The sequence below is a fragment of the Sphingobium sp. genome, from assembly GCF_032153725.1.
GTDB lineage: Bacteria > Pseudomonadota > Alphaproteobacteria > Sphingomonadales > Sphingomonadaceae > Sphingobium.
In genome coordinates this window covers 72,305-91,097 of the sequence record NZ_JALDYQ010000007.1, presented here as the reverse complement: position 1 = coordinate 91,097, position 18,793 = coordinate 72,305, and the positions used below count along the sequence as shown (strand labels likewise).

14 protein-coding genes and 4 pseudogenes are annotated in these 18,793 nt (G+C 62.0%); 7 read left to right on the top strand and 11 right to left on the bottom strand.

Annotated features, from left to right (window positions below; translation table 11 throughout):
* Positions 1–55: 55 nt before the first annotated feature.
* The 3 genes and pseudogenes from RUH75_RS04415 to RUH75_RS04405 form a co-directional block, all read right to left on the bottom strand.
* Positions 56–505: pseudogene (locus RUH75_RS04415) on the bottom strand (transposase zinc-binding domain-containing protein); the annotation flags it as partial.
* A 9-nt stretch (positions 506–514) separates the two neighbouring features.
* Entirely contained in the window at positions 515–721 is a 207-nt protein-coding gene (locus RUH75_RS04410; RefSeq protein ID WP_409592318.1) for a tyrosine-type recombinase/integrase, read from the bottom strand.
* Between the two features lie 28 nt (positions 722–749).
* Positions 750–962 (bottom strand): annotated as a pseudogene (locus tag RUH75_RS04405) (transposase); the annotation flags it as partial.
* Positions 963–1,213: 251 nt separating this feature from the next.
* Between RUH75_RS04405 and RUH75_RS04400 the strand changes: the two are divergent.
* Positions 1,214–2,422, top strand: a complete 1,209-nt coding sequence (locus tag RUH75_RS04400; protein WP_313802559.1) for an IS110 family transposase — start codon at positions 1,214–1,216, stop codon at positions 2,420–2,422.
* A gap of 97 nt (positions 2,423–2,519) precedes the next feature.
* Here the strand turns inward: RUH75_RS04400 and RUH75_RS04395 are convergent.
* From RUH75_RS04395 to RUH75_RS04375, 5 genes and pseudogenes are all read right to left on the bottom strand, one after another.
* Positions 2,520–3,533 (bottom strand): annotated as a pseudogene (locus tag RUH75_RS04395) (IS256 family transposase); the annotation flags it as partial.
* Between the two features lie 44 nt (positions 3,534–3,577).
* A complete protein-coding gene (locus RUH75_RS04390) occupies positions 3,578–4,099 on the bottom strand; it encodes a phage integrase N-terminal SAM-like domain-containing protein (protein WP_313802555.1) in 522 nt (173 codons plus the stop codon).
* A 401-nt stretch (positions 4,100–4,500) separates the two neighbouring features.
* Entirely contained in the window at positions 4,501–6,846 is a 2,346-nt protein-coding gene (locus RUH75_RS04385; protein ID WP_313802553.1) for a TonB-dependent receptor, read from the bottom strand.
* Positions 6,847–7,137: 291 nt separating this feature from the next.
* A pseudogene (locus RUH75_RS04380) lies at positions 7,138–7,284 on the bottom strand (IS630 family transposase); the annotation flags it as partial.
* A 288-nt stretch (positions 7,285–7,572) separates the two neighbouring features.
* Complete coding sequence (locus RUH75_RS04375) at positions 7,573–8,427, bottom strand: SDR family NAD(P)-dependent oxidoreductase (protein ID WP_313802551.1); 855 nt, start codon at positions 8,425–8,427, stop codon at positions 7,573–7,575.
* 276 nt (positions 8,428–8,703) lie between these two features.
* Here RUH75_RS04375 and RUH75_RS04370 point away from each other — a divergent pair, with 276 nt between their 5' ends.
* Positions 8,704–9,120, top strand: a complete 417-nt coding sequence (locus RUH75_RS04370) for a nuclear transport factor 2 family protein (RefSeq protein ID WP_313802549.1) — start codon at positions 8,704–8,706, stop codon at positions 9,118–9,120.
* Between the two features lie 27 nt (positions 9,121–9,147).
* On the opposite strand, the gene RUH75_RS04365 is transcribed toward RUH75_RS04370, so the two are convergent.
* Positions 9,148–10,065, bottom strand: a complete 918-nt coding sequence (locus RUH75_RS04365) for an SDR family oxidoreductase (protein ID WP_313802547.1) — start codon at positions 10,063–10,065, stop codon at positions 9,148–9,150.
* Between the two features lie 339 nt (positions 10,066–10,404).
* On the opposite strand from RUH75_RS04365, the gene RUH75_RS04360 reads away from it, so the two are divergent.
* Positions 10,405–11,073: an SDR family NAD(P)-dependent oxidoreductase gene (locus RUH75_RS04360; RefSeq protein ID WP_313802545.1), complete on the top strand. Its 669-nt coding sequence runs from the start codon at positions 10,405–10,407 to the stop codon at positions 11,071–11,073.
* Between the two features lie 8 nt (positions 11,074–11,081).
* Here the strand turns inward: RUH75_RS04360 and RUH75_RS04355 are convergent, their stop codons facing one another.
* Complete coding sequence (locus tag RUH75_RS04355; RefSeq protein WP_313802543.1) at positions 11,082–12,662, bottom strand: NAD(P)/FAD-dependent oxidoreductase; 1,581 nt, start codon at positions 12,660–12,662, stop codon at positions 11,082–11,084.
* A gap of 337 nt (positions 12,663–12,999) precedes the next feature.
* On the opposite strand from RUH75_RS04355, the gene leuC reads away from it, so the two are divergent.
* Positions 13,000–14,418, top strand: a complete 1,419-nt coding sequence (leuC, locus tag RUH75_RS04350) for a 3-isopropylmalate dehydratase large subunit (RefSeq protein WP_313802541.1) — start codon at positions 13,000–13,002, stop codon at positions 14,416–14,418.
* Positions 14,418–15,029, top strand: coding sequence for a 3-isopropylmalate dehydratase small subunit (gene leuD, locus RUH75_RS04345; protein ID WP_313802539.1), 612 nt, complete (start codon positions 14,418–14,420; stop codon positions 15,027–15,029). Before leuC ends, leuD begins: the two co-directional genes overlap by 1 nt.
* 40 nt (positions 15,030–15,069) lie before the next feature.
* On the opposite strand, the gene RUH75_RS04340 is transcribed toward leuD, so the two are convergent.
* Positions 15,070–15,426 (bottom strand): hypothetical protein, encoded by a 357-nt coding sequence (locus tag RUH75_RS04340; RefSeq protein WP_313802537.1) that lies wholly within the window; start codon positions 15,424–15,426, stop codon positions 15,070–15,072.
* Positions 15,427–15,639: 213 nt separating this feature from the next.
* On the opposite strand from RUH75_RS04340, the gene RUH75_RS04335 reads away from it, so the two are divergent.
* Both RUH75_RS04335 and RUH75_RS04330 read left to right on the top strand, forming a co-directional pair.
* On the top strand, positions 15,640–15,786 hold the full coding sequence (locus RUH75_RS04335; RefSeq protein WP_313802535.1) for a hypothetical protein: 147 nt from the start codon (positions 15,640–15,642) through the stop codon (positions 15,784–15,786).
* 617 nt (positions 15,787–16,403) lie between these two features.
* Positions 16,404–18,761 carry a molybdopterin-dependent oxidoreductase gene (locus tag RUH75_RS04330; protein WP_313802533.1) on the top strand — a complete coding sequence of 786 codons (2,358 nt, stop codon included), beginning with the start codon at positions 16,404–16,406 and terminating at the stop codon, positions 18,759–18,761.
* Positions 18,762–18,793: the final 32 nt, after the last annotated feature.

Sequence of the window (18,793 nt, the reverse complement as noted above, 5' to 3'; positions counted from 1 at the left end):
CGTTGACAACTCATTCTGGCACATCCGATGCCGTCGGGGGTCGTCCACATCATCATGTGTGAAGAATGGCCAGGAACCCGATCTCGCCACCAAGGTGCCTGGGATCGGCTGCGATGGTCTTGAGCGTCGCTGCGACGGCGTCGAACAAGATCGCATAGACCACCGCCTTGTTGTGGAACGCGATCTCGGCGACTTCGCTCGGCACCGTGAACACGACGTGGAAATAGGGCACTGGCATCAGATCGGCTTGACGGTCAGCGAGCCACCGTTCGCGCGTCGCGCTCTGGCACTTCGGGCAATGCCGGTTGCGGCAAGAGTTGTATGCGACGCGGGCATGCGCGCAGTCCTCGCAGGCCTCGACATGACCACCAAGCGCAGCGGTTCGGCAGAGTTCGATCGCCGACATGACGCGCCGCTCGGCGCGGCCAAGATGGCCGTCATGGGCTTGCGCATAGGCATGACCATGGCGGCGGAAAATATCCGCCACCTCCAGATCGGAACGCATGGTCCCGGCTCAGGCGGGCGGCACCACCTCAAGGGTCAAACGGTCGAGCGGGCTCTGCGCCGCAGCGATCGTAGTCGTGGCAACCTGGGTATAGCGCGCCGTCGTCGAGAGACTGTTGTGCCCCAGCAGCACTTGGATGATGCGGATATCGACGCCGCTCTCGAGCAGATGGGTGGCGAAGCTGTGGCGCAGCGTGTGCACGCGGGACTGTCCGATATTTTGTGCGCGAGGCCGGTTATCGTCATCAGATGACGAACCGTTCGCCGAAGATCACGGCGAACTGGGTCTTTGCCTCGGCCCATTCGCGCGGCGGCCGTTTCCATTCGGCGGCTGCCTTGTTGAGGACGAGGTATAGCAGCTTCATCGCGGCGTCGTCACCCGGGAAGTGGCCACGGGTGCGGACGGCGCGACGCAGTTTCGAGTTCAAGGCCTCGATGGCGTTGGTAACCGGTATGAGGCTCCCCGGTGCCAACGTTCCTGCTGCGACTCTCCGGGTTGCGGTATATGGTGCGACCATCCGGGACAGAGGCACCGGGAGCACGAAAGTGTGGGCAGGCCGATGTATACGATGAGCTGAGAGCTCGAGTTAGTAGCTGGCCGCCTCTGCGACTCGCCCGGTTGCGCCGAGAGCGCGAATCCGTAGGTGTCGTGTCGCCCATCGCTCCCGTCTTTGACTGACAGGAGGACCCAATGCGACGTGTGATCGGAATGGATATCCACCGAACCTTTGGTGAGGTGGTAATTTGGGAAGACGGCAAGCTCAGGCATGCCGGTCGGGTCGACATGACCCGAACGGCGCTGGAAGGCTTCGGCAAGAGCTTGTGCGCGAGCGATGAGGTCGTGATCGAGGCAACGGGCAACTGCATGGCGGTGTCGCGCGTGTTGTCGCCGTTTGTGACGCGGGTGGTGATCGCCAACCCGCTACAGGTGAAGGCGATCGCGCACGCGCATGTGAAGACCGACAAGGTCGATGCGGGCACTTTGGCGAGCCTGTATGCGGCGGGCTACTTGCCCGAAATCTGGACGCCGGATGCGGTGACGGAGCGCAAGCGCCGTCTCGTTGCGCGCCGCTATCAGATCGTCCGGCACCGGACACGGATCAAGAACGAGGTGCATGCCATCCTGCACGCACACCTGATCCCGCCCTGTCCGCATGCCGACCTGTTCAGCAAGGTCGGGCGCGCCTGGCTCGAGCGGCAGCCAATACCTGATGACGAGCAGGTCGCGATCGAACGACATGTGCGCGAACTGGACCGGATGGGCGAAGATCTTGGCGCTCTCGACAAGGAGATCGCCGCTGAGGCGCTCGACGATGCCTCGGTTGCGCGGCTGATCACGATCACCGGCGTCAACCTGACGGTCGCCACTGGCCTCGTCGCCGCGATCGGCGATATCAAGCGCTTCTCGAGTCCGCAGAAGCTGGTGAGCTACTTCGGCCTCAATCCGCGGGTTCGTCAGTCGGGGCTCGGGGCTGCCCATCATGGACGCATCAGCAAGTCCGGGCGCAGCCACGCCCGCGCGATGCTGGTCGAAGCCGCCTGGGCGGCAGCAAAGGCGCCGGGTCCGCTGCATGCCTTCTTCGTGCGGATCAGGGCGAAGCGTGGGCACCAGATCGCCGCTGTCGCACTCGCCCGCAAGCTCACCGTGCTCTGCTGGCACCTGCTGACGAAGGAGACCGATTATCGGTGGGCCCGTCCGGCGCTGGTCGCCACGAAGCGTCGCGCCATGGAACTGCGCTCCGGCCAGCCGCAGAAGAAGGGCAACACGCCGGGTCCGGCGCACGCCTACAACATCAAGGCGCTCCGAGATCAGGAAATGGATGTCGCGCGACACGCCGAGCAAGCATACGAGCACTTCGTGACGCAATGGGAAACACGACCGAAGGTGCGCGGACGCTCCAAGCCGGCAGAGCTATGAAAAGGCGGCCTGGCGGAACTTGCAGCCGGAGTTCCGCTCTTCGCCACGGAGTCGCCCGCGCACGAGGTCCATAGCACATTTTTGCACCTGAAGTCTTGTCGACCTCATCCGTGGTGTAGATGATCCGGCGCACCCCTTCCGGGAACGCGAAGAACGGGATCACCTGGTCCCAGTGCCGCCGCCAGCTCTGGGCGATCGCGGGGTGCCGCTTGCCCCAATGCCCCGCCTCGAACGCGTCGAGCGCCGCCAGGCCGGCCTCGGCGGTTTCGGCGCGGTAGACGCTCCGGAGCGCCTGGGCGATCGGCTTGCGGTCCTTCCACGACGCGAAGCTCATGCTGTTCCTGAGCAGGTGGACGATGCAGGTTTGAACGATCGTTTCGGGGAATGCGGCGTTGATCGCTTCCGGGAAGCCCTTCAGACCATCGACGACCGCGATCAGGATGTCGGCGACGCCGCGATTCTTGAGCTCGTTCATCACGCGCAGCCAGAACTTCGCGCCCTCGGTCTGCTCGATCCAGATGCCGAGGATTTCCTTCGTGCCGTCGGGCAGGATGCCGAGTGCGATGTAAACGGCCTTGTTGCGAACGAAGCCCTCGTCGCGGATTTTGACGCGGATCGCGTCGAAGAACACCAGCGGGTAGCACGCGTCGAGCGGCCGACCCTGCCATTCGGCGACGGTCTCCAGAACGGCGTCGGTGATCGTCGAGATCAGGTCCGGCGATACGTCGATCCCGTACAGCTCCTCGAGATGCCCCCGGATCTCGCGCACCGTCATCCCGCGTGCATACATCGACACGATCTTGTCGTCGAAGTCGGGAAAGCGGCGCTGGTATTTGGCGATCAGCTTCGGATCGAACGTCCCGGCCCGATCGCGCGGAACGTCCAGCGTCACTTTCGACGTGCCTGTCAGCATCGTCTTCTTTGACGAGCCGTTGCGGCGATTTATAGCGCCTTCGGCGCCCTCGCTCTCCAGATGATCGTCCAGCTCCGCTGACAGCATCCGCTCCGACAGCGCCTTCTTCAACTCGTCGATCAGACCGTCTTTTGCGAACAACTCCTGCGGATCACGACCAGCCAGCAGCTGGTCCAGCACGTCCTTGTCGATTGCCATATCGATGGTCCTTCCCGTTCCATCCTATGACCTCGCGCACAAAATTACCGACAGTCCCTGTGCACGCTGACCTTCTTGGTCAATCCCGCCGCCTTGGTGGCTGAGCGGCAAGCCGAATGGAGCACAGTCAGGCTCACCGCCTCCGATACGCGCAGTCCCGCGGCATAGGCAGTGGTCAGCGCGGCACGCGACTTCAAGGACGGCACCGCCTCAAGAAAGCGTACCACCTCGTCAGGGCTCAAGATCTCCGGCAGCTTGCGAGGCGTGCGCGCATAGGCGATCCGCTCAGGTATCTCGCCCCGGTTCAACGTCACGCCATAGAAAAAGCGCAATGCGCATACGGTCTGGTTCAGCGATGGCCAGGAAATCCCCTGTGATACGAGATAGACCTGAAATGCCCGGACATCCTCGAGCCCAAGCCGATCCGGTGAGCGTCCGAAGTAGCGACTGAACTTCGTGACGGCGTGAAGGTAGGAACGCTGGGTGGCCGGCGACAAGTTGCGCAACATCATGTCGTCGATCATACGGCGGCGCAGCGCGCTCACCGCTGTTGTGGTATCAGCCATGGGGTGGTCTCCTGGTAAGGGGTTGGTCTCAGCAACCAAACCTTCCCATCAGGAGGCCATTCCAACCAATACGCACGCCTCTCCCGCGTCAGCGGGTTCGTTCAATCCCCCGCGTGAGTCAGCCTCATCGGGACATGGTATAAGGGCGGTAGCCGCGATCTATGTGGATACGTATGCACACGCAATAAGCCCATGTCGGAAATCGGCCTGATTGTGCCGGACCGACCTACAATTTCGCCACGGCGTAGGGCAAGGCGCCATCGCAATTGGCTTGCCAAGATGGGCATTTGTCTTCCGACCGTCCAGTCCGGTGATCGGTCCGTCAATGCGGGCAATTTGAAAAGCAGAATGGCGCCGCGACCATGGAGCGCGGCGCCATTCGAACGCTTGCCTATGACAGCTTAGTACTTGAAGCCTGCCGTCACGCCGAACTGACGTGGGGCTGCCGGCGCAGCGATGTCGCTTGCGCCGCCCTGACCAGTGTATTGAACGTAATAATAATGGTTTGTCAGGTTGGTGCCCCAGACGCGAATGGTAAACTTGTCGTTCTGGTCAGTCCAGGAGAGAGACGCATTGACCAGTGCATAGGCATTGTTGTGCGTGCGATTGTCTATTTCGAAATAGGACTTCGAAGAGTAGTAGACGTTGCTGGCCAGAGCGAACTTTCCGACAGAGCTCGGGATTGTGTAGACGAAACCTACCGATCCGCTGATCGCCGGCGAGTTCGGCGTGTGGTTGCCCTTCGCATTGTAAGGCACTGTGGTCGGTAGTCCGGTCGATGGGTCGCAGAAGAAGCCGCCGCTGTCGTTCAGCCCTGTCGCAAGATTGAGGCAGGTGTTGGGCGCGCCAGGAAAGTCCCGGAGCTTCGAGTGTATCGTACCGATGTTGCCGTTGATCAGCAGGTTATCCGTAACCTGAGCCAGCAGATCAGCCTCGACGCCATACATTTGGGCGCCTAGCGGGCTATTGAAGGTAACGCCGTTACCCGCAATGATCTTCTGGAACTGCATGTTCTTGAAGTCGTAGTAGTAGCCTCCGACGTTAAACCGGACCTTGCCGTCGGCAAGTTCGGTCTTCAGTCCAACTTCGTAGGCGTTCAGCTTTTCCGGCTGAAAAGGATTGCTCGCGTTGAGCGGCATGGAGATGGCGGACAGGTCAAAACCGCCCGACTTCCGACCGCGATTCCAGGAAACATAGGCCATGATATCCCTGGTGAACTTGTGGTCAAGCGAGACGCGGAAGGTTGGCGCATCTTTCTTCAAGGTTGCGCTTATCGGCCCGCCGATCCCCGGCACGATGACGTTCGTTCCGCCGAAATAGGTGGTTCCTGCAAAATTGACCTTGTCCCAGGTGTAGCGGCCACCAACGGTCAAGTTGGTTTTGTCGAAAATGGGGTATGTGCCCTGGGCGAAAACCGCGAATGACGTGCTCTTGGTATGGTCCCGGAGATCGAAGCCGCCGGTGCTGCTGCACGTGCTCGAAATGGCGCAACCCGGAAAATTAGGATCAAGAAGCTGGCCGAACAAGATTTGGGGAGCGTTACCCGCCTTGTAATTGAAATAATAGGCACCAACCAGCCATTGCAATTTGGACGAGGAGGGCGAAAGGAGATGCACCTCCTGGCTATACATCTTCGCTTCCTGGTTTAGTATGGCACTGAGCCCCGTCCACGGCGAAAGATCTTGGTCAAGGGTCCAGTAGCCGTTCGTTTCGCGATAGGCGCTGATGCTCTTGACCTGGAGGGGGCCGAAATCATTCTCAACCGTTAGCGAGGCACCGCCTGTCTTGACGCCGGATTTCTGTTCGAAATCGTTGTTCGTGTTGTACTTCCCGGGATAGGGATCACCCATGCCGGTTGCCAAAATCAGCGGAAAATTGACATTTGTCGTTCCCGGAGGATTCTGCCCGTTGACGGCGCCGCTCTTGAGACGCGTCCAGTCACCCGCGAGCTTAATCGTAGCGGTGCCGAGATTAAACACGAGCTTGCTGCGGAACCCCAGATTGTATTCGCCGACCGTATCCTTGCCGGTGAAGATGTTCTTACCCCAACCATCACCCTGATTTTTGTAGAGCGCAGCGAAATTGAAGCCGATATTGTCGGTCAGCGGTGCGGAAACATAGCCTTGCGCCGAAAGCGTATTGTAATTTGCGTAGCCGATCTCGAAATTGCCTTCAGGCGAACTGCCGGGATCCTTAGTAAGGATTTGGATCACGCCGCCCGTCGCGTTGCGGCCGAACAGGGTCCCCTGTGGTCCCTTAAGAACCTCAATCCGTTCTATATTGTTGAAGTCAAATAGATTTCCAAAAGCGGAAGGATAATACACGCCATCGACATAGATCGCGACCGAAGGCTCGGCGTTCGGCGCGCCGTTCGACGAACCCAAGCCGCGCAGATAGGGCTGTGCCAGATCCGCCTGATGGGTTATCACCAAGCTTGGCACGGCAATCTGCAAGCTGGCCGTGCCGGTAATGCCCTGCGTCTTGGCGGCATCGCCGGAGATCGCGCTGATGGCGATCGGAACGTCCTGAATCTTCTGCGAGCGCCTGTTCGCCGTGACGACAATATCGCCAATGCTTGTCGTCTCGTTGTCGGTTTTCTGACCGTTTAGGTCAGTGCTGGTAGCCGCGTTCTGGGCAAGCGCCGGAGCGGTGAATGCAACTAACCCCGTGCTGGCCAGGAAAAGTGCGAGAACGCGCCTTAACCTCGGCGCCGAGAGGGCCGACGATTCCTCGTATCTACCAATCATGTAATCCTCCCCTTTTCGAAGTTGTTTTTACCATCAGGCCGCATGCAGCGAGACGTCCCGGCACCGCCTCCGAACGACCGGTCGATATCCTCGTTGCTACAAAATAAGAGGGTTGTCAATTGAGAATGCGGCCGATCCGATCTTCCGTTCCGCCATGTGGCAGGCAGTTGGCGGACGCCCGGCGCGCGACCTGACACAGACGCATTGCTGTTCCGCCATCGTCCCGCATTTCCACGGTTGCACACCGCAACGCCCGCCCTGCCGGGGACTTATACCAAGTCTCAGTGATGGTTACTCATGAGCCCAGTTGCGTAATCCTATGGACATGATGCGCCATGGCTGGTCGACGAGGCGGTTCCAGGCGAAGCAGCAGTGGTCGAGGATGTCGGCGTAGGATCTGAAGATCCTGTTCGAGAGCCAGTTATCGCGCATGAACTGCCTTGCGTCAGGGGAACCCCTGGAAAGGAGAACGGAATGTAGATCCTGAACCTTGCGGACGATCGAATTGACACCGTCCGCGCCGACGATGATGTTCGCGCCCAGCCGGGCGGGGTTTTCGATCTTTACGCCGTGATGCATCGTGACTCCCGCTTTCTCGGCAAGCGCCTGCAGCGTGCCCCGGGGGGGTGACCCTGTAGGTGCTGAACGTTTCGAACGCCCGGCGCAATTCGTCTGCCTTTTCCATCCTGCCCTTATCCTCGTTGCCGGGTTTCACCCGATTCGTGTTCAATCCCGAAACTGTCCGGCCAGCGCCATGGTCCGCTGGAGCACGCCGTCCGCCCGGGACGGATCAAGCGACGCGGGGCCCATCGCCATCATCCCGCCATCGACGACGAAATTCTGGCCGGTGATCCAGCCGGCTTCGTCGGAAGCCAGGAACAAGGCCATGTTCGCGATGTCGAGCGGGGTTCCCGCCCGAGGCAGGAGCTGGGCATCGCCGAAGATCTCCGAGACTTGGGGCAGCATGGCGTCCACCTTGTCCCGCCCGACACCGAAGAAGCCGGTTATGCCGGGCGTCGGGACGATGCCGGGGCTGATCGCATTGACACGCACTCGGTCGAGGCTGAATTCAGCCGCCGCCATCTGTACCAGTTGCAGGACCGCCGCCTTGGCCACCGAGTAGGCCGTGCTCGCGACGCCGGGCCGCAGACCTGCGATCGAGGCGGTGACCATGATCGAGCCGCCGCCCGCCGTGCGCAAGTGCGGCAGCGCGTGCTTCATGCCGAACATGGCGGCGCGGGGAATCAGCGCCATCACCGCGTCCCATCCGGCCTCATCCATCTGCGCGATCGGGGCCAACGTGCCGGCGCCTCCGGCATTGGCGAAGAGGACGTCGAGGCCACCGAACCGGTCCGCCGCGGCGTCGATTGCCGCCTGGAAGCTGTCCTCGGAGGTCACGTCGCAATGGATGTGGAAAGCCTCTCCGCCGATCTCTGCCGCTAGCGCATTGCCCGGCTCGCCCAACACGTCGGCAATTGCCACCCGCGCGCCCTGCCGGGCGAAAAGCCGCGCCGTTTCAGCGCCCAGGCCCGAGGCCGCGCCCGTGATCAGAACGGCCTTTCCTTCAAGCCTACCGCTCATGCTTCTCCCTTTCAGGGGGCGCGGTTCCGGACGGTCGCAGGCATTTGCGCGAGTCTCTCATCCAGCCGGCTCCCACGCCCGGGTTCTCTGCCTCGGGCGAGAGCGACGGTATTTAAATTACCATGGCAGTCAATAAAAATCGCCGGGCCATGTCGCGGGGGCCTTGTCGACGCCTTCGAAAGGTGGTGTCCCCGATCCTATCCGGATTTTCCGTGATATCGCCGGGGGGGGGGGCATATTAACAGTCAATTTAATTTGACGGAGTGGGACTGCATCATGGAAAACAAGGTAACCCGCAACAAGGCTGCGGTGCAGGCATGGCTCGACGTGCTGGCGCGCGGCGCGGTCGATGAATGGGACGCTATCGTCGATCCCGACGTTTCGGTGGACGTGGTGTTCATGCCGGGAAATACCGGACCGCTGGTGGGAAGGGACGCGAATCGAGCGCACATCGGCGAGTTCTGGAAGGTCTGGAAGAGTTTTGCGTTCCACGACGTTGAAATCCACGCGACCGAGAATTCGGACGTGCTGTTCGTGACGGCGCGATCGGAAGCGCAAACCGCATGGGATGCGCCTTATGCCAATACCTATGTCTTCCGGATGAAGCTGCGCGACGGGCGGATCGCGGAGCACAGGGAATTCTTCAACCCGCTTCGGGTGCTCGAAACCTTCAAGGACCATCTGCCGGCCTGAAACGGCCAGCGAGATCGGTGTGTCCCATCAGGATTCCGCGAGTTCCGGCCGGTAGATGCTGCGCACATAGTCCTCGACGCTGCGCGGCTCGCGGCCGAGCAGCCAGCGCAGCACATTGGAATTGCCCATGTAAACGTGGGCGCCATACCAGCGCTCGATCGCCACAAGCACTTCGCGGGCGAAGGCGCGGCCAGCGGGATCGTCCAGTCCGTGCGCCGATCCAATCGGCGGCCCGTCTTCCGCTGCCCATATCCGCATGAATTCGGGCCCGGTCACGGGCTTGGCTACCACCAGCCTGCCGCACACTTCGGAAATGACCTGCGCGAGTTCGGAGGCGTCGATGCTCTGTGGGCGCCCGCAGAGCTCGTACCGCGCGTAATGGTGAGCTTCCCCTTCGCGCAGCACCCTTGCGGCGGCTTCCGCCACATCGCGCAGGTCCACCACTGAATGGCGCTGTTCATGGCCGTACGCGACAGGCAGTTCGCCGGTGCGGAAGGTGGAGGGCGGCACCAGCGTCTGCATATAGTCGCATGGCTGCAGGATGGTCCACTTGAGCCGCGAGGAGACGAGCATCTCCTCTACATCGCGCTTGGATGCATGCTGCAGCAGGTCCGAGATGATCGGGTGCAGCAATGTGCTGAAAACCACGTGGCCGACGCCGTGGCGCTCCGCCTGAAAGATGATCTCGCCGCCGATGTCGCGCTCCCAATAAGCGAGCCCGCCCGGGCAGACGTGGAAGATCGCGTCCACGCCTTCGACGGCGCGGGCAATATCGTCCGCATTGCGGATATCGCCGATCATCACTTCGGCGACCCCTGTCGCGAGCAGTTCCGCCTCGCTGCCGGGCCGCCCCCGAATGGCCCGGATCCGATGGCCATCCGCCACCAGCAGAGGGATTACCTGGCGCGCGACATTGCCGTTGGCGGCGGTGACGAGGACTTTCATGCACGATCTCCCTCTGGTCCGGCTCGTGCCACGGACGAGGCCCTTATAATTATCCTGCCTGTCAATTGTTAACCCTTCTTGTCAAGCGCAACGGACGGATGAAAAAAATTGAGTGCCCTGTAATATATGTTGACGGTCGGCGGCTCGGTCGGCACATTTCGGGCACCGAACGGCCCGGCGGACCAGAATGGCGTAAGCGGCAGGCAGGAAAATTGCCGCCGCACGAGGAGAGAGCGACATGACAGGCCGTCTTGACGGGAAGATCGCGATTGTGACTGGCGGGGCCAGCGGGATTGGCCTTGCCATCGCCAGGGGCTTCGCGCGGGAAGGCGCGCACGTATGCATCGCCGATCTCGATCATGCGAGACGGCAGCGGGAGGCGTCGGCCCGGAGGCCTTCGGCCATGGCGTCGACGTTACCGATCCGGCCTCTGTCGCAAAGCTTGTCGAGGCAGTGGTGGCACGGACTGGTCGTCTCGACATTCTTGTGAACAGCGCCGGGGTGTTCGGCATGGGGGCTATCGTCGATCTGACGCCGGAGGATTTCGACCTGGTCTTCGCGGTGAACGCCAAGGGCACCCTGCTGATGATCCAGGGTGCGGTACGCCAGATGATGGCGCAGGGGACCGGCGGCGCAATAGTCACCATCGCTTCCGATGCGGGCCGGCGGCCGACGCCGGGCGCGGCCTGCTATTCCGCGTCCAAAGCGGCCGCGATCTCGATTTCGCAAGTCACCGCGTTGGAATTCGCGGCAGCCGGCATCCGCTCGAACTGCATCGCGCCCGGCATCGTGCGCACGCCGATGTGGGACCATGTCGAGACGCAGTTTTCGGCCGTGCTGAACGTGCAGCCGGGCAGCGCTGAGCAGGCCCAGGTGAGGCTGACACCGCTCGGTCGCATGGCGGAGCCCGAAGACCTTGTCGAGGCGGCGATCATGTTCGCCAGCCCTGCCTCCTCATATGTCACCGGGCAGACGCTCAACGTCGACGGCGGCATGTTCTGCAACTGACAGTTCGTTCAGACCTTCAGCACTTTCATCGTATCGACGCCAAGATCTTCCATCACCCGGATCGCCACTGCACGACCGCCGCCGTTGATGCCGCCGCCGGGATGCATGAACGGGCCGGACAGATAGAGGCCGTCGGCGCCGGGCACGCGGTAACCCGATAGCTGCGGCGTCGGCCGCATGCCCAGTGACTGATAGACATAGTTGCCCATGCCGAAGACGTCTCCGTTGCGGAACGAGGGGGAATAGCGCGCCATGTCGAGCGGCGATTCCACATATCGCGCCAGCACGTTCGCGCCCTCAAGATTGGCCGCGAAGCGGGAGAGCGAGGTCATATAGCGGTCCGCCATCTCTTCCTTGATCGCGTCCCAGCCCTCGGGCCCGGTGTCCTTCAGCGCATAGGGCACGCCGAAATAGAAGAAGGCGACGTGCTTGCCGTCCGGGGCCATGCCCGGATCGAAGTTGGTCGGGATCACTCCGGCTCCGCTGAACAGGCGCGGCAGCATGCCGTACCGCAAGTCGTCGAAACTCTTGCGGTAGTCATGCATTTCGGCGCGATCGATCAGGTAGAAGTGCTGGCACTGGTTGATGGCGGCGCCGCCGTGCCATTCCACCTTGTCTCCAAGCGCGAGATGGATCGTTAGGTCGGCAATATCGCTGCTATGGGTTCTTTCAGCCGCCTGCGTCAGTGCGGGATCCAGCCCTTCGACCATCTCGCCGAGCCGGTGTGGGGGGATCCCCGCGACAACAGCCTTGCGGGCGGCGATGATCTCTCCGTCATCTGTCTCGACCGCCCTCGCACTGCCGCCCGAATTGACGATCCTGCGTACCCGCACGCCTGTGCGGATCTCGCTCCCGTGATCCTCGATGCAGCGGATCAGGGCATCGGCGATGGCTTGCGTGCCGCCGATCGCGGGGCCGACTTCGGCAAGATGGGTCGCGCCGATCAGGAACATCAGCGAATTGCCGGTACCCTTGCTTTCAGGTACTACCCCGGCATCGCCGACCCACTTCATCATGTGCATGATGACCTTGGGGTGTTCGAAGTTCTCGACGATCAGGTCATAACTGCTCTTCATCATCGAGACGATGAAATCGGCGCCTAAGGGCATCTGTTCCATCAGGCTGATGAAGGCGCCGAAACTGCCCGGGGGACGCCCCATTCCCATGCCCATCAGCGGCATGATGGCCCGCATCCGCAGGGCCAGGCGGCGATAGGCCGCGGCGTCCTTTTCGGACATCGCGGCGATTGACGCGCACGTGCGGTCCAGGTCGACGAAGAAGGAAAGCGTGTCCCCATCGTCGAACATCGTGAGACAGGTGAGTTCACCGCTGGCCATCTTGAGCCCGTATTTGGATTTAAGCTCAAGCTCGTCGTGTGTGAGGATCGGGCTGCCGTGCAGGATTCCCGGCACTTGGGCATGAATGTTGTGCCGGAAGCCGGGGAGCGTCGCTTCGCGCGTGATACCACCGCCGCCGGGCCGGTCATGCTGTTCCAGCACCAGCACGCCAATGCCGGCGCGCGCGAGGTATGCCGCGCAGGAAAGCGTGTTGTGGCCGGCGCCCACGATCACCACGTCGAATTGCGTCATCGAAGCATCTCCCATTCCGTTTCACGGCGCTGGCGCGAGGGGCCCAGGCAGAGCTTCTCCAATAACGCATCGATACGAATGCCGCCGTGTCGCGCTCAATATCCAATATTTTTATTTGCACCCCTGATATAATTATCCCTAAAGGGGCCGGGCATGATCGCGCAACATGTTTCGGGTTGTTCGCTGCATATCGCAGCCCGGAACAGGGAGTGCATTTTATTGATGACGATGATAATATATTGGGTCGGCGGCCCCGGTGGAGAGGAACTGCGCCAGTGACATGTCGCCAGCCTGCCCGCGAAATGCCGGCCCGTCTCGCTCCGTTGGGAAATGTGGAATGACCGAAGCACCGCGAACGCTTTTCCAGAAGGTCTGGGACGCGCATGTCGTTCAGGAACTGGGCAATGGCGCCGTCCTGCTTTATATTGATCGCCATCTCGTCAACGAGGTCACCAGCCCTCAGGCTTTCGAAGGGCTGCTCCTCGCGGGGCGCTCCGTGCGGCGGCCGGGCAATACTATTGCAGTCGCCGATCACAACGTGCCCACGGACAACCGCGCGGCGGGAGTTTCGGCCATCACCGAACCCGGCAGCCGGCTGCAGGTCGAAACGCTGGAGGCCAATGCCGCTCAATTCGGTGTGCCCTATGTGCCGCTGGTCAGCCGGCTGCAGGGCATCGTTCACATCATCGGCCCGGAACTGGGCCTGACCCTGCCGGGCTCGACGATCGTGTGCGGGGACAGCCACACCTCTACGCACGGAGCCTTCGGCGCGCTGGCGTTCGGGATCGGCACGAGCGAGGTCGAACACGTGCTGGCGACGCAGACGCTTGTGCAGCAGGCCGCTAAGGCGATGCTGGTGAAGATCGAAGGCAGGCCGGGCGCGGGCGTGACCGCGAAGGATTTGATCCTCGCTGTCATCGGCCAGATCGGTACCGCGGGCGCGACCGGCCATGTGATCGAATATGCCGGCGACGTGGTGACCGGGCTCGACATGCCCGGCCGCATGACGCTGTGCAACATGTCGATTGAGGCCGGCGCCCGGGCGGGAATGATCGCACCGGACGAAAAGACCTATCGCTGGCTCGAGGGCCGGACGCTGGCGCCGCATGGGGCCGCCTTTGAAGAAGCGCGCCGCTATTGGGAGACGCTAAAGAGCGATCCCGGCGCGCGCTTCGACAAGGTGGTTACCATCGATGCCGCGCGGATCGCGCCAATGGTGACATGGGGCACCAGCCCGGAAGCGGTGACGACCATCGACGGAATCGTGCCCGATCCGGCGGCGCTTGCCGATGCGGCCAAGCGCCGCCAGGCAGAGGCGATGCTCGCCTACATGGACCTGGCGCCGGGCACGCCCCTGAAGGGACTTCCGATCGATATGGCTTTCATCGGCAGTTGCACGAATGGGCGGCTGGAAGACCTGCGCGCGGCCGCGGCCGTGATTGGCGGACGCCACGTCGCCGATCATGTCCGGGCTCTGGTCGTTCCCGGTTCGGGCACCGTGAAGGCGGCGGCGGAAGCCGAAGGACTGGACCGCGTGTTCATCGACGCCGGTTTCGAATGGCGCGATCCGGGCTGCTCGATGTGCCTGGGCATGAATCCGGACAAGCTTGCTCCGGGGCAGCGCTGCGCCTCGACGTCGAACCGAAATTTCGAAGGGCGCCAAGGCCCTGGTGGCCGCACCCACCTCATGTCCCCAGCAATGGCGGCGGCTGCCGCGCTGGCCGGAAAGATCGTCGATTCGCGGGAGTTTGCGTGATGGAAGCCTTTACCTCGCTCACGGCAATCGCCGCGCCCCTGCCACTCGCCAACGTCGATACCGACAAGATCCTGCCCGCGCGCTTCCTCACGACGATCCAGCGTGCCGGACTGGGCAAGGCGCTGTTCGCTTCGTTGCGGATCGATGACGATTTCGTGCTCAACAAGACGCCATGGAACGAGGCGCGTATCCTTGTCGCAGGCGACAATTTCGGGTGTGGTTCCAGCCGGGAGCACGCGCCCTGGGCGCTGCTCGATTTCGGCATCCGCTGCGTGATCGCACCCGGCATCGCCGACATCTTCTACAACAACTGCTTCAAGAACGGCATCCTGCCCATCGTTCTGCCCGAGGCGGAGGTCGAGGAATTGATGCGCCTCGCGTCGGACGCGGGCAGCGCCACCATGAGCGTGGACCTGGTGGGGCAGACGATAGAGGCAGGTGGGCGCACATTCGCGTTCGAAGTTGATCCCAAGCGCAAGCATGACCTGTTGGGCGGCATCGACGAGATCTCCGATACCTTGGTCCGCGGTGCCAGTATTGACGCGTTCGAAGCGAACGAACGGCGGATGCGTCCCTGGCAGCCGCAGATCAGCCTGGCGGCTTTGGCTTAAGGCTGATCCTGGCTCGCTCCACTTCGCCGGGCCCGAATTCCTATGGCTTCGCCTCCGGTGCTCGATCGCCGGAACGCATCATGTCGAGCTGCCGCATCACATAGTCGCCACGGCGCATCCCCTCGAACCAGGCCATATCGCGGTCCTGCTTCAGGATCGCGTGGATGATGTCGTGCCCTTGCTGCTTCCAGGCAGCAGCGCCGGACTCCCTCGTATGGAAAATCAGGTGAAGATCCTCGCTGTATAGCCGCATGGGGACGCGAGCGAGGAGCACGGTCAGCGGACGCTTCACCGTGCGGAACACGATGTCGTGAAACCTGACTTCGAACGCCACGTGCGCTTCGGGCCTGGCGCAGGTGTCGATCACGGCAAGCCGTGGGACGTGGAAAGGCGTCATGTCGAAGGCAAGGCAAGTTATAAGGAAGTGATGTGCGCGCCGGCTCCCCCCGCCGCAGACCGAATTCTTCGAGGGTGGAATCATCAACTTCGTGTTCCGCGAAATGTGAACGCGTCCCGGTCTTGATCAGCGCGCGGGCGCGGGATCACGCTGGTCGGCGTCGCCAATACCGCCGCGCGTACTCCGATCCGCAGCCATGTTTACGGCGCGATGATGAGCAGCAACGCCACCAGGGAACAGATGTTCGATTTCGTGTTGCAATATGCGCCGCATTCGGGCCGGCCAATGGTCTCGGTCGTCCACTCGACGGTGTTCGAACAGGCTCCCCGCGTCGAACAGGGCTTGGCCTTCGAAGCTTGAGGAGCAAATTAAATGAGCACCCCATCGGATATGACCGGTAAGGCCGCGCTCATCATCGGGACCGCTTCAGGTCGGGGGGCGGGCGGCGGCGCTGCGGCTGGCGCGGCCCGGCGTGATGGCGGCTTCGTTGATGTCAACGCTCCGCTTACTGGCCAATTATCTCCCTCGGCATCTGTCGTCCGGTCCGCCCCCACCCGCCCTGTCCTTGAGCTTTCCTTCGCACACTTTTGCCAGCACGCAGCAGGCGTCCTTGCCTGCGTTTCTAGCGCTCATCCAGTCGGCTATCGACGAGGGCGCGCACCTGGTGACCGGTGGCCCAGGAAAGCCGGACGGCATGGATCGCGGCTACTTCCGCCCGACTGTCCTCGCGGGGTGAAGCCGGGGATGCGGATCTGGCTCGGCTCTGGCAGTGCCTGCCGACAGTTGGAAAAACACTGATTGCCGCTACGAGTGTCAAGCCGCCTTCATGGCCGCCGGCAGGCGGAAAATCCACTTATTCCCCTGTCCAAATTTCCCGGGCTACCTCTCGACTTCGGGCGCCTGCATGGCACTCGGTAGCTGATCTTTGGCACTTGCAGTGCAGGACGCGGGCTACTTTCACATCCATCATTCAGGTGATGAAACATAATAGCAAGACCTCACGGAGAGGGGCTCCGTCAGTCCGCGACGGACATGCCGATGTTTTCGGCGAGGCGGATCGGGTGGTGCGCACGGTTTGCTCGCCCGATTGCACCGGCACGTGCGGCGTCAACGCCTTCGTGAAGGACGGGCGCCTGATCAAGCTTGAACCCGCGAGTTATCCCGATCCGCGATTTGAGCGCATCTGCCTCAAGGGCATCGCCATGGCGACCCAGCGGCTGCACCACCCCGACCGCCTGACCCATCCCCTGATCCGCGCCGGTGCGCGCGGCGAAGGGAAATGGCGGCGCGTAAGCTGGAAGGAGGCCTATGCCTATATCGGCGAACGCCTGAACCGAAACATCGAGAAATATGGCGCCCGCAGCAATGCGTGGATCAACAGCGGCGCCAATTACGGCTACCGCGCCATGACATCGAGCAAGCGCGTGGCCAATTGCCTGGGCGGGACACACTTCACCACCATGGCGGTCTCGTCTGACTGGGCCGGTTACATCGGCTATTTTTCGATCCTGGGCGATTACGGCCGCGCAAATGATATCTCCGAGGTCACAGGCGCCCGATATCTTATCAGCGCCGGCCGGAACATGGCCGATACGGCGCATAGCGAGATGCATTTCCTGTTCGACGCCATGGAGAACGGAACCAAATTCGTGATGATCGACCCCCGCTTTTCCCGGTCGGCGGCCAAGGCCGACGAGTGGGTGCCGATCCGCCCCGGCACCGATACGGCGCTGGTGATGGGTATGATCAACGTCATCGTGACCGATGGGTTGATGAAGAGCGATTATGCGGTTCGGCACAGCAACGCTCCATTCCTGGTCCGCAGCGACAACCGCGCCATGCTTCGGGCGCGCGATCTCAGCGAGGATGGCGGCGACGCCTACATGGTCTGGGATGAAGCAATCCAGCGCGTTTCGACCGTCTCGGATGCGACGGCGCCCCGCCTGATGAGCCGTTGCGTAGTAACCGGTGTGGACGGCGCGCAGATCGAATGCCGGACTGCATTCGACGCATTATGGGAAGGCTTGAGCGATTTCACGCCGGAGCACGCCTCGTCAGTTTGCGGCGTGCCGGCCGAACAGATTCGCCGCATTGCGCGGGAATATGCGACCACCGAACCAGCCTGGATATGGCTGGGCCAGGGTTCTCAACGCTACCATCACGGCCATATTACTTTCCGCGCATGGATTACCCTGGCCTCGCTGTGCGGCAACATTGGCAAACCATATGCGGGCGCCAGCCTGCTTGACGGTCCGCTGTTCACGATGTTCAAAACCCCGGCGCCGGACTGGCTCTCGCCGGGCGGGAAAGAGGGGCACTCGCTTCCCGGCAGTCGGCTCATGCAGACGCTGGTCGATGATGATCCTTATCCTGTGCGTTCGCTCTGGACCGCAGCCACCGGATTCGCCACGCAGACCCCGTTTTTCGCGCGATTCGTCAAAGAGGCACTACCGCGGCTCGAATTGTTCGTCGTCAGCGAGCAGATGATGACCGGTGCCGCCGAATATGCCGATGTCGTTCTCCCCTGCGTCTCCTATTTCGAGGACGATTGGGATCTCGTCGGAAGTGCGGAAAGCTGGTTCATGCAGCTTCGCCGTCGCGCGGTCGATCCTGTCGGGGAAAGCCGCAACGATTTCGATATCTACGGCGGGCTCTGCGAGCATCTCGGCATAGGCGAAGACTGGCGGATGACTCCAGAGGAATCGTGCCGCCAACTCATCGACACCCATCCTGCGCCGATCATCAACGGGCTGGATTGGGACACGCTGTGCCGCGACGGGATCGTATCACTGCCGGTCGAGCGGCCCTACACGCCTTACCGCGACATGAAGTTCAACACGCCTTCGGGCCGGATCGAGCTCTATCAGGAGCAATTCGCCGATCTGGGCGAGGAAATCCTCGTCTACAAGGAACCTTTGGAAGGCGCGCGCAGCCCGGGCGCCGACAAATATCCGTTCCAGCTCATCAGCTACAAGCATGTCCATACGGCGCACGGCACGCATGTCATGCTGCCGTTGATACAGGAAGTTCTGCCCGGACCCCGGGTCGAGATCGCGGTCACCGATGCCGAGCGGATCGGAATTACCGAAGACGATCTGGTCGAAGTCTTCAACGAGCGCGGCAGCTTTCAGGCGAGAGCGACGATCACCAACGCACTGCAACCGGGCGTGCTCGGGCTCGCCCAAGGCTGGTGGAAAAAGCATTTCCACGCCGGCCATCCTTCCACTCTGGGCCATGTTCCGGTCAACGCCGTGCAGTCCCGTGTGATCGAAACCAACGTGCCGTTATGGGATATTCACTGTCAGATACGACCTGTCGAGACGAGCCCGTCGTAAAGTATCCACGAAGTCACAAAGTAATGATAAAA

Excerpts from the sequence above, each read along its gene's own strand:
- RUH75_RS04400 (WP_313802559.1), top strand. The coding sequence starts at position 1,214 with ATGGATATCCACCGAACCTTTGGTGAGGTGGTAATTTGGGAAGACGGC.
- RUH75_RS04390 (WP_313802555.1), bottom strand. The coding sequence starts at position 4,099 with ATGGCTGATACCACAACAGCGGTGAGCGCGCTGCGCCGCCGTATGATC.
- RUH75_RS04385 (WP_313802553.1), bottom strand. The coding sequence starts at position 6,846 with ATGATTGGTAGATACGAGGAATCGTCGGCCCTCTCGGCGCCGAGGTTA.
- RUH75_RS04375 (WP_313802551.1), bottom strand. The coding sequence starts at position 8,427 with ATGAGCGGTAGGCTTGAAGGAAAGGCCGTTCTGATCACGGGCGCGGCC.
- RUH75_RS04370 (WP_313802549.1), top strand. The coding sequence starts at position 8,704 with ATGGAAAACAAGGTAACCCGCAACAAGGCTGCGGTGCAGGCATGGCTC.
- RUH75_RS04365 (WP_313802547.1), bottom strand. The coding sequence starts at position 10,065 with ATGAAAGTCCTCGTCACCGCCGCCAACGGCAATGTCGCGCGCCAGGTA.
- RUH75_RS04360 (WP_313802545.1), top strand. The coding sequence starts at position 10,405 with ATGCATCGCCGATCTCGATCATGCGAGACGGCAGCGGGAGGCGTCGGC.
- RUH75_RS04355 (WP_313802543.1), bottom strand. The coding sequence starts at position 12,662 with ATGACGCAATTCGACGTGGTGATCGTGGGCGCCGGCCACAACACGCTT.
- leuC (WP_313802541.1), top strand. The coding sequence starts at position 13,000 with ATGACCGAAGCACCGCGAACGCTTTTCCAGAAGGTCTGGGACGCGCAT.
- leuD (WP_313802539.1), top strand. The coding sequence starts at position 14,418 with ATGGAAGCCTTTACCTCGCTCACGGCAATCGCCGCGCCCCTGCCACTC.
- RUH75_RS04340 (WP_313802537.1), bottom strand. The coding sequence starts at position 15,426 with ATGACGCCTTTCCACGTCCCACGGCTTGCCGTGATCGACACCTGCGCC.
- RUH75_RS04335 (WP_313802535.1), top strand. The coding sequence starts at position 15,640 with ATGAGCAGCAACGCCACCAGGGAACAGATGTTCGATTTCGTGTTGCAA.
- RUH75_RS04330 (WP_313802533.1), top strand. The coding sequence starts at position 16,404 with ATGAAACATAATAGCAAGACCTCACGGAGAGGGGCTCCGTCAGTCCGC.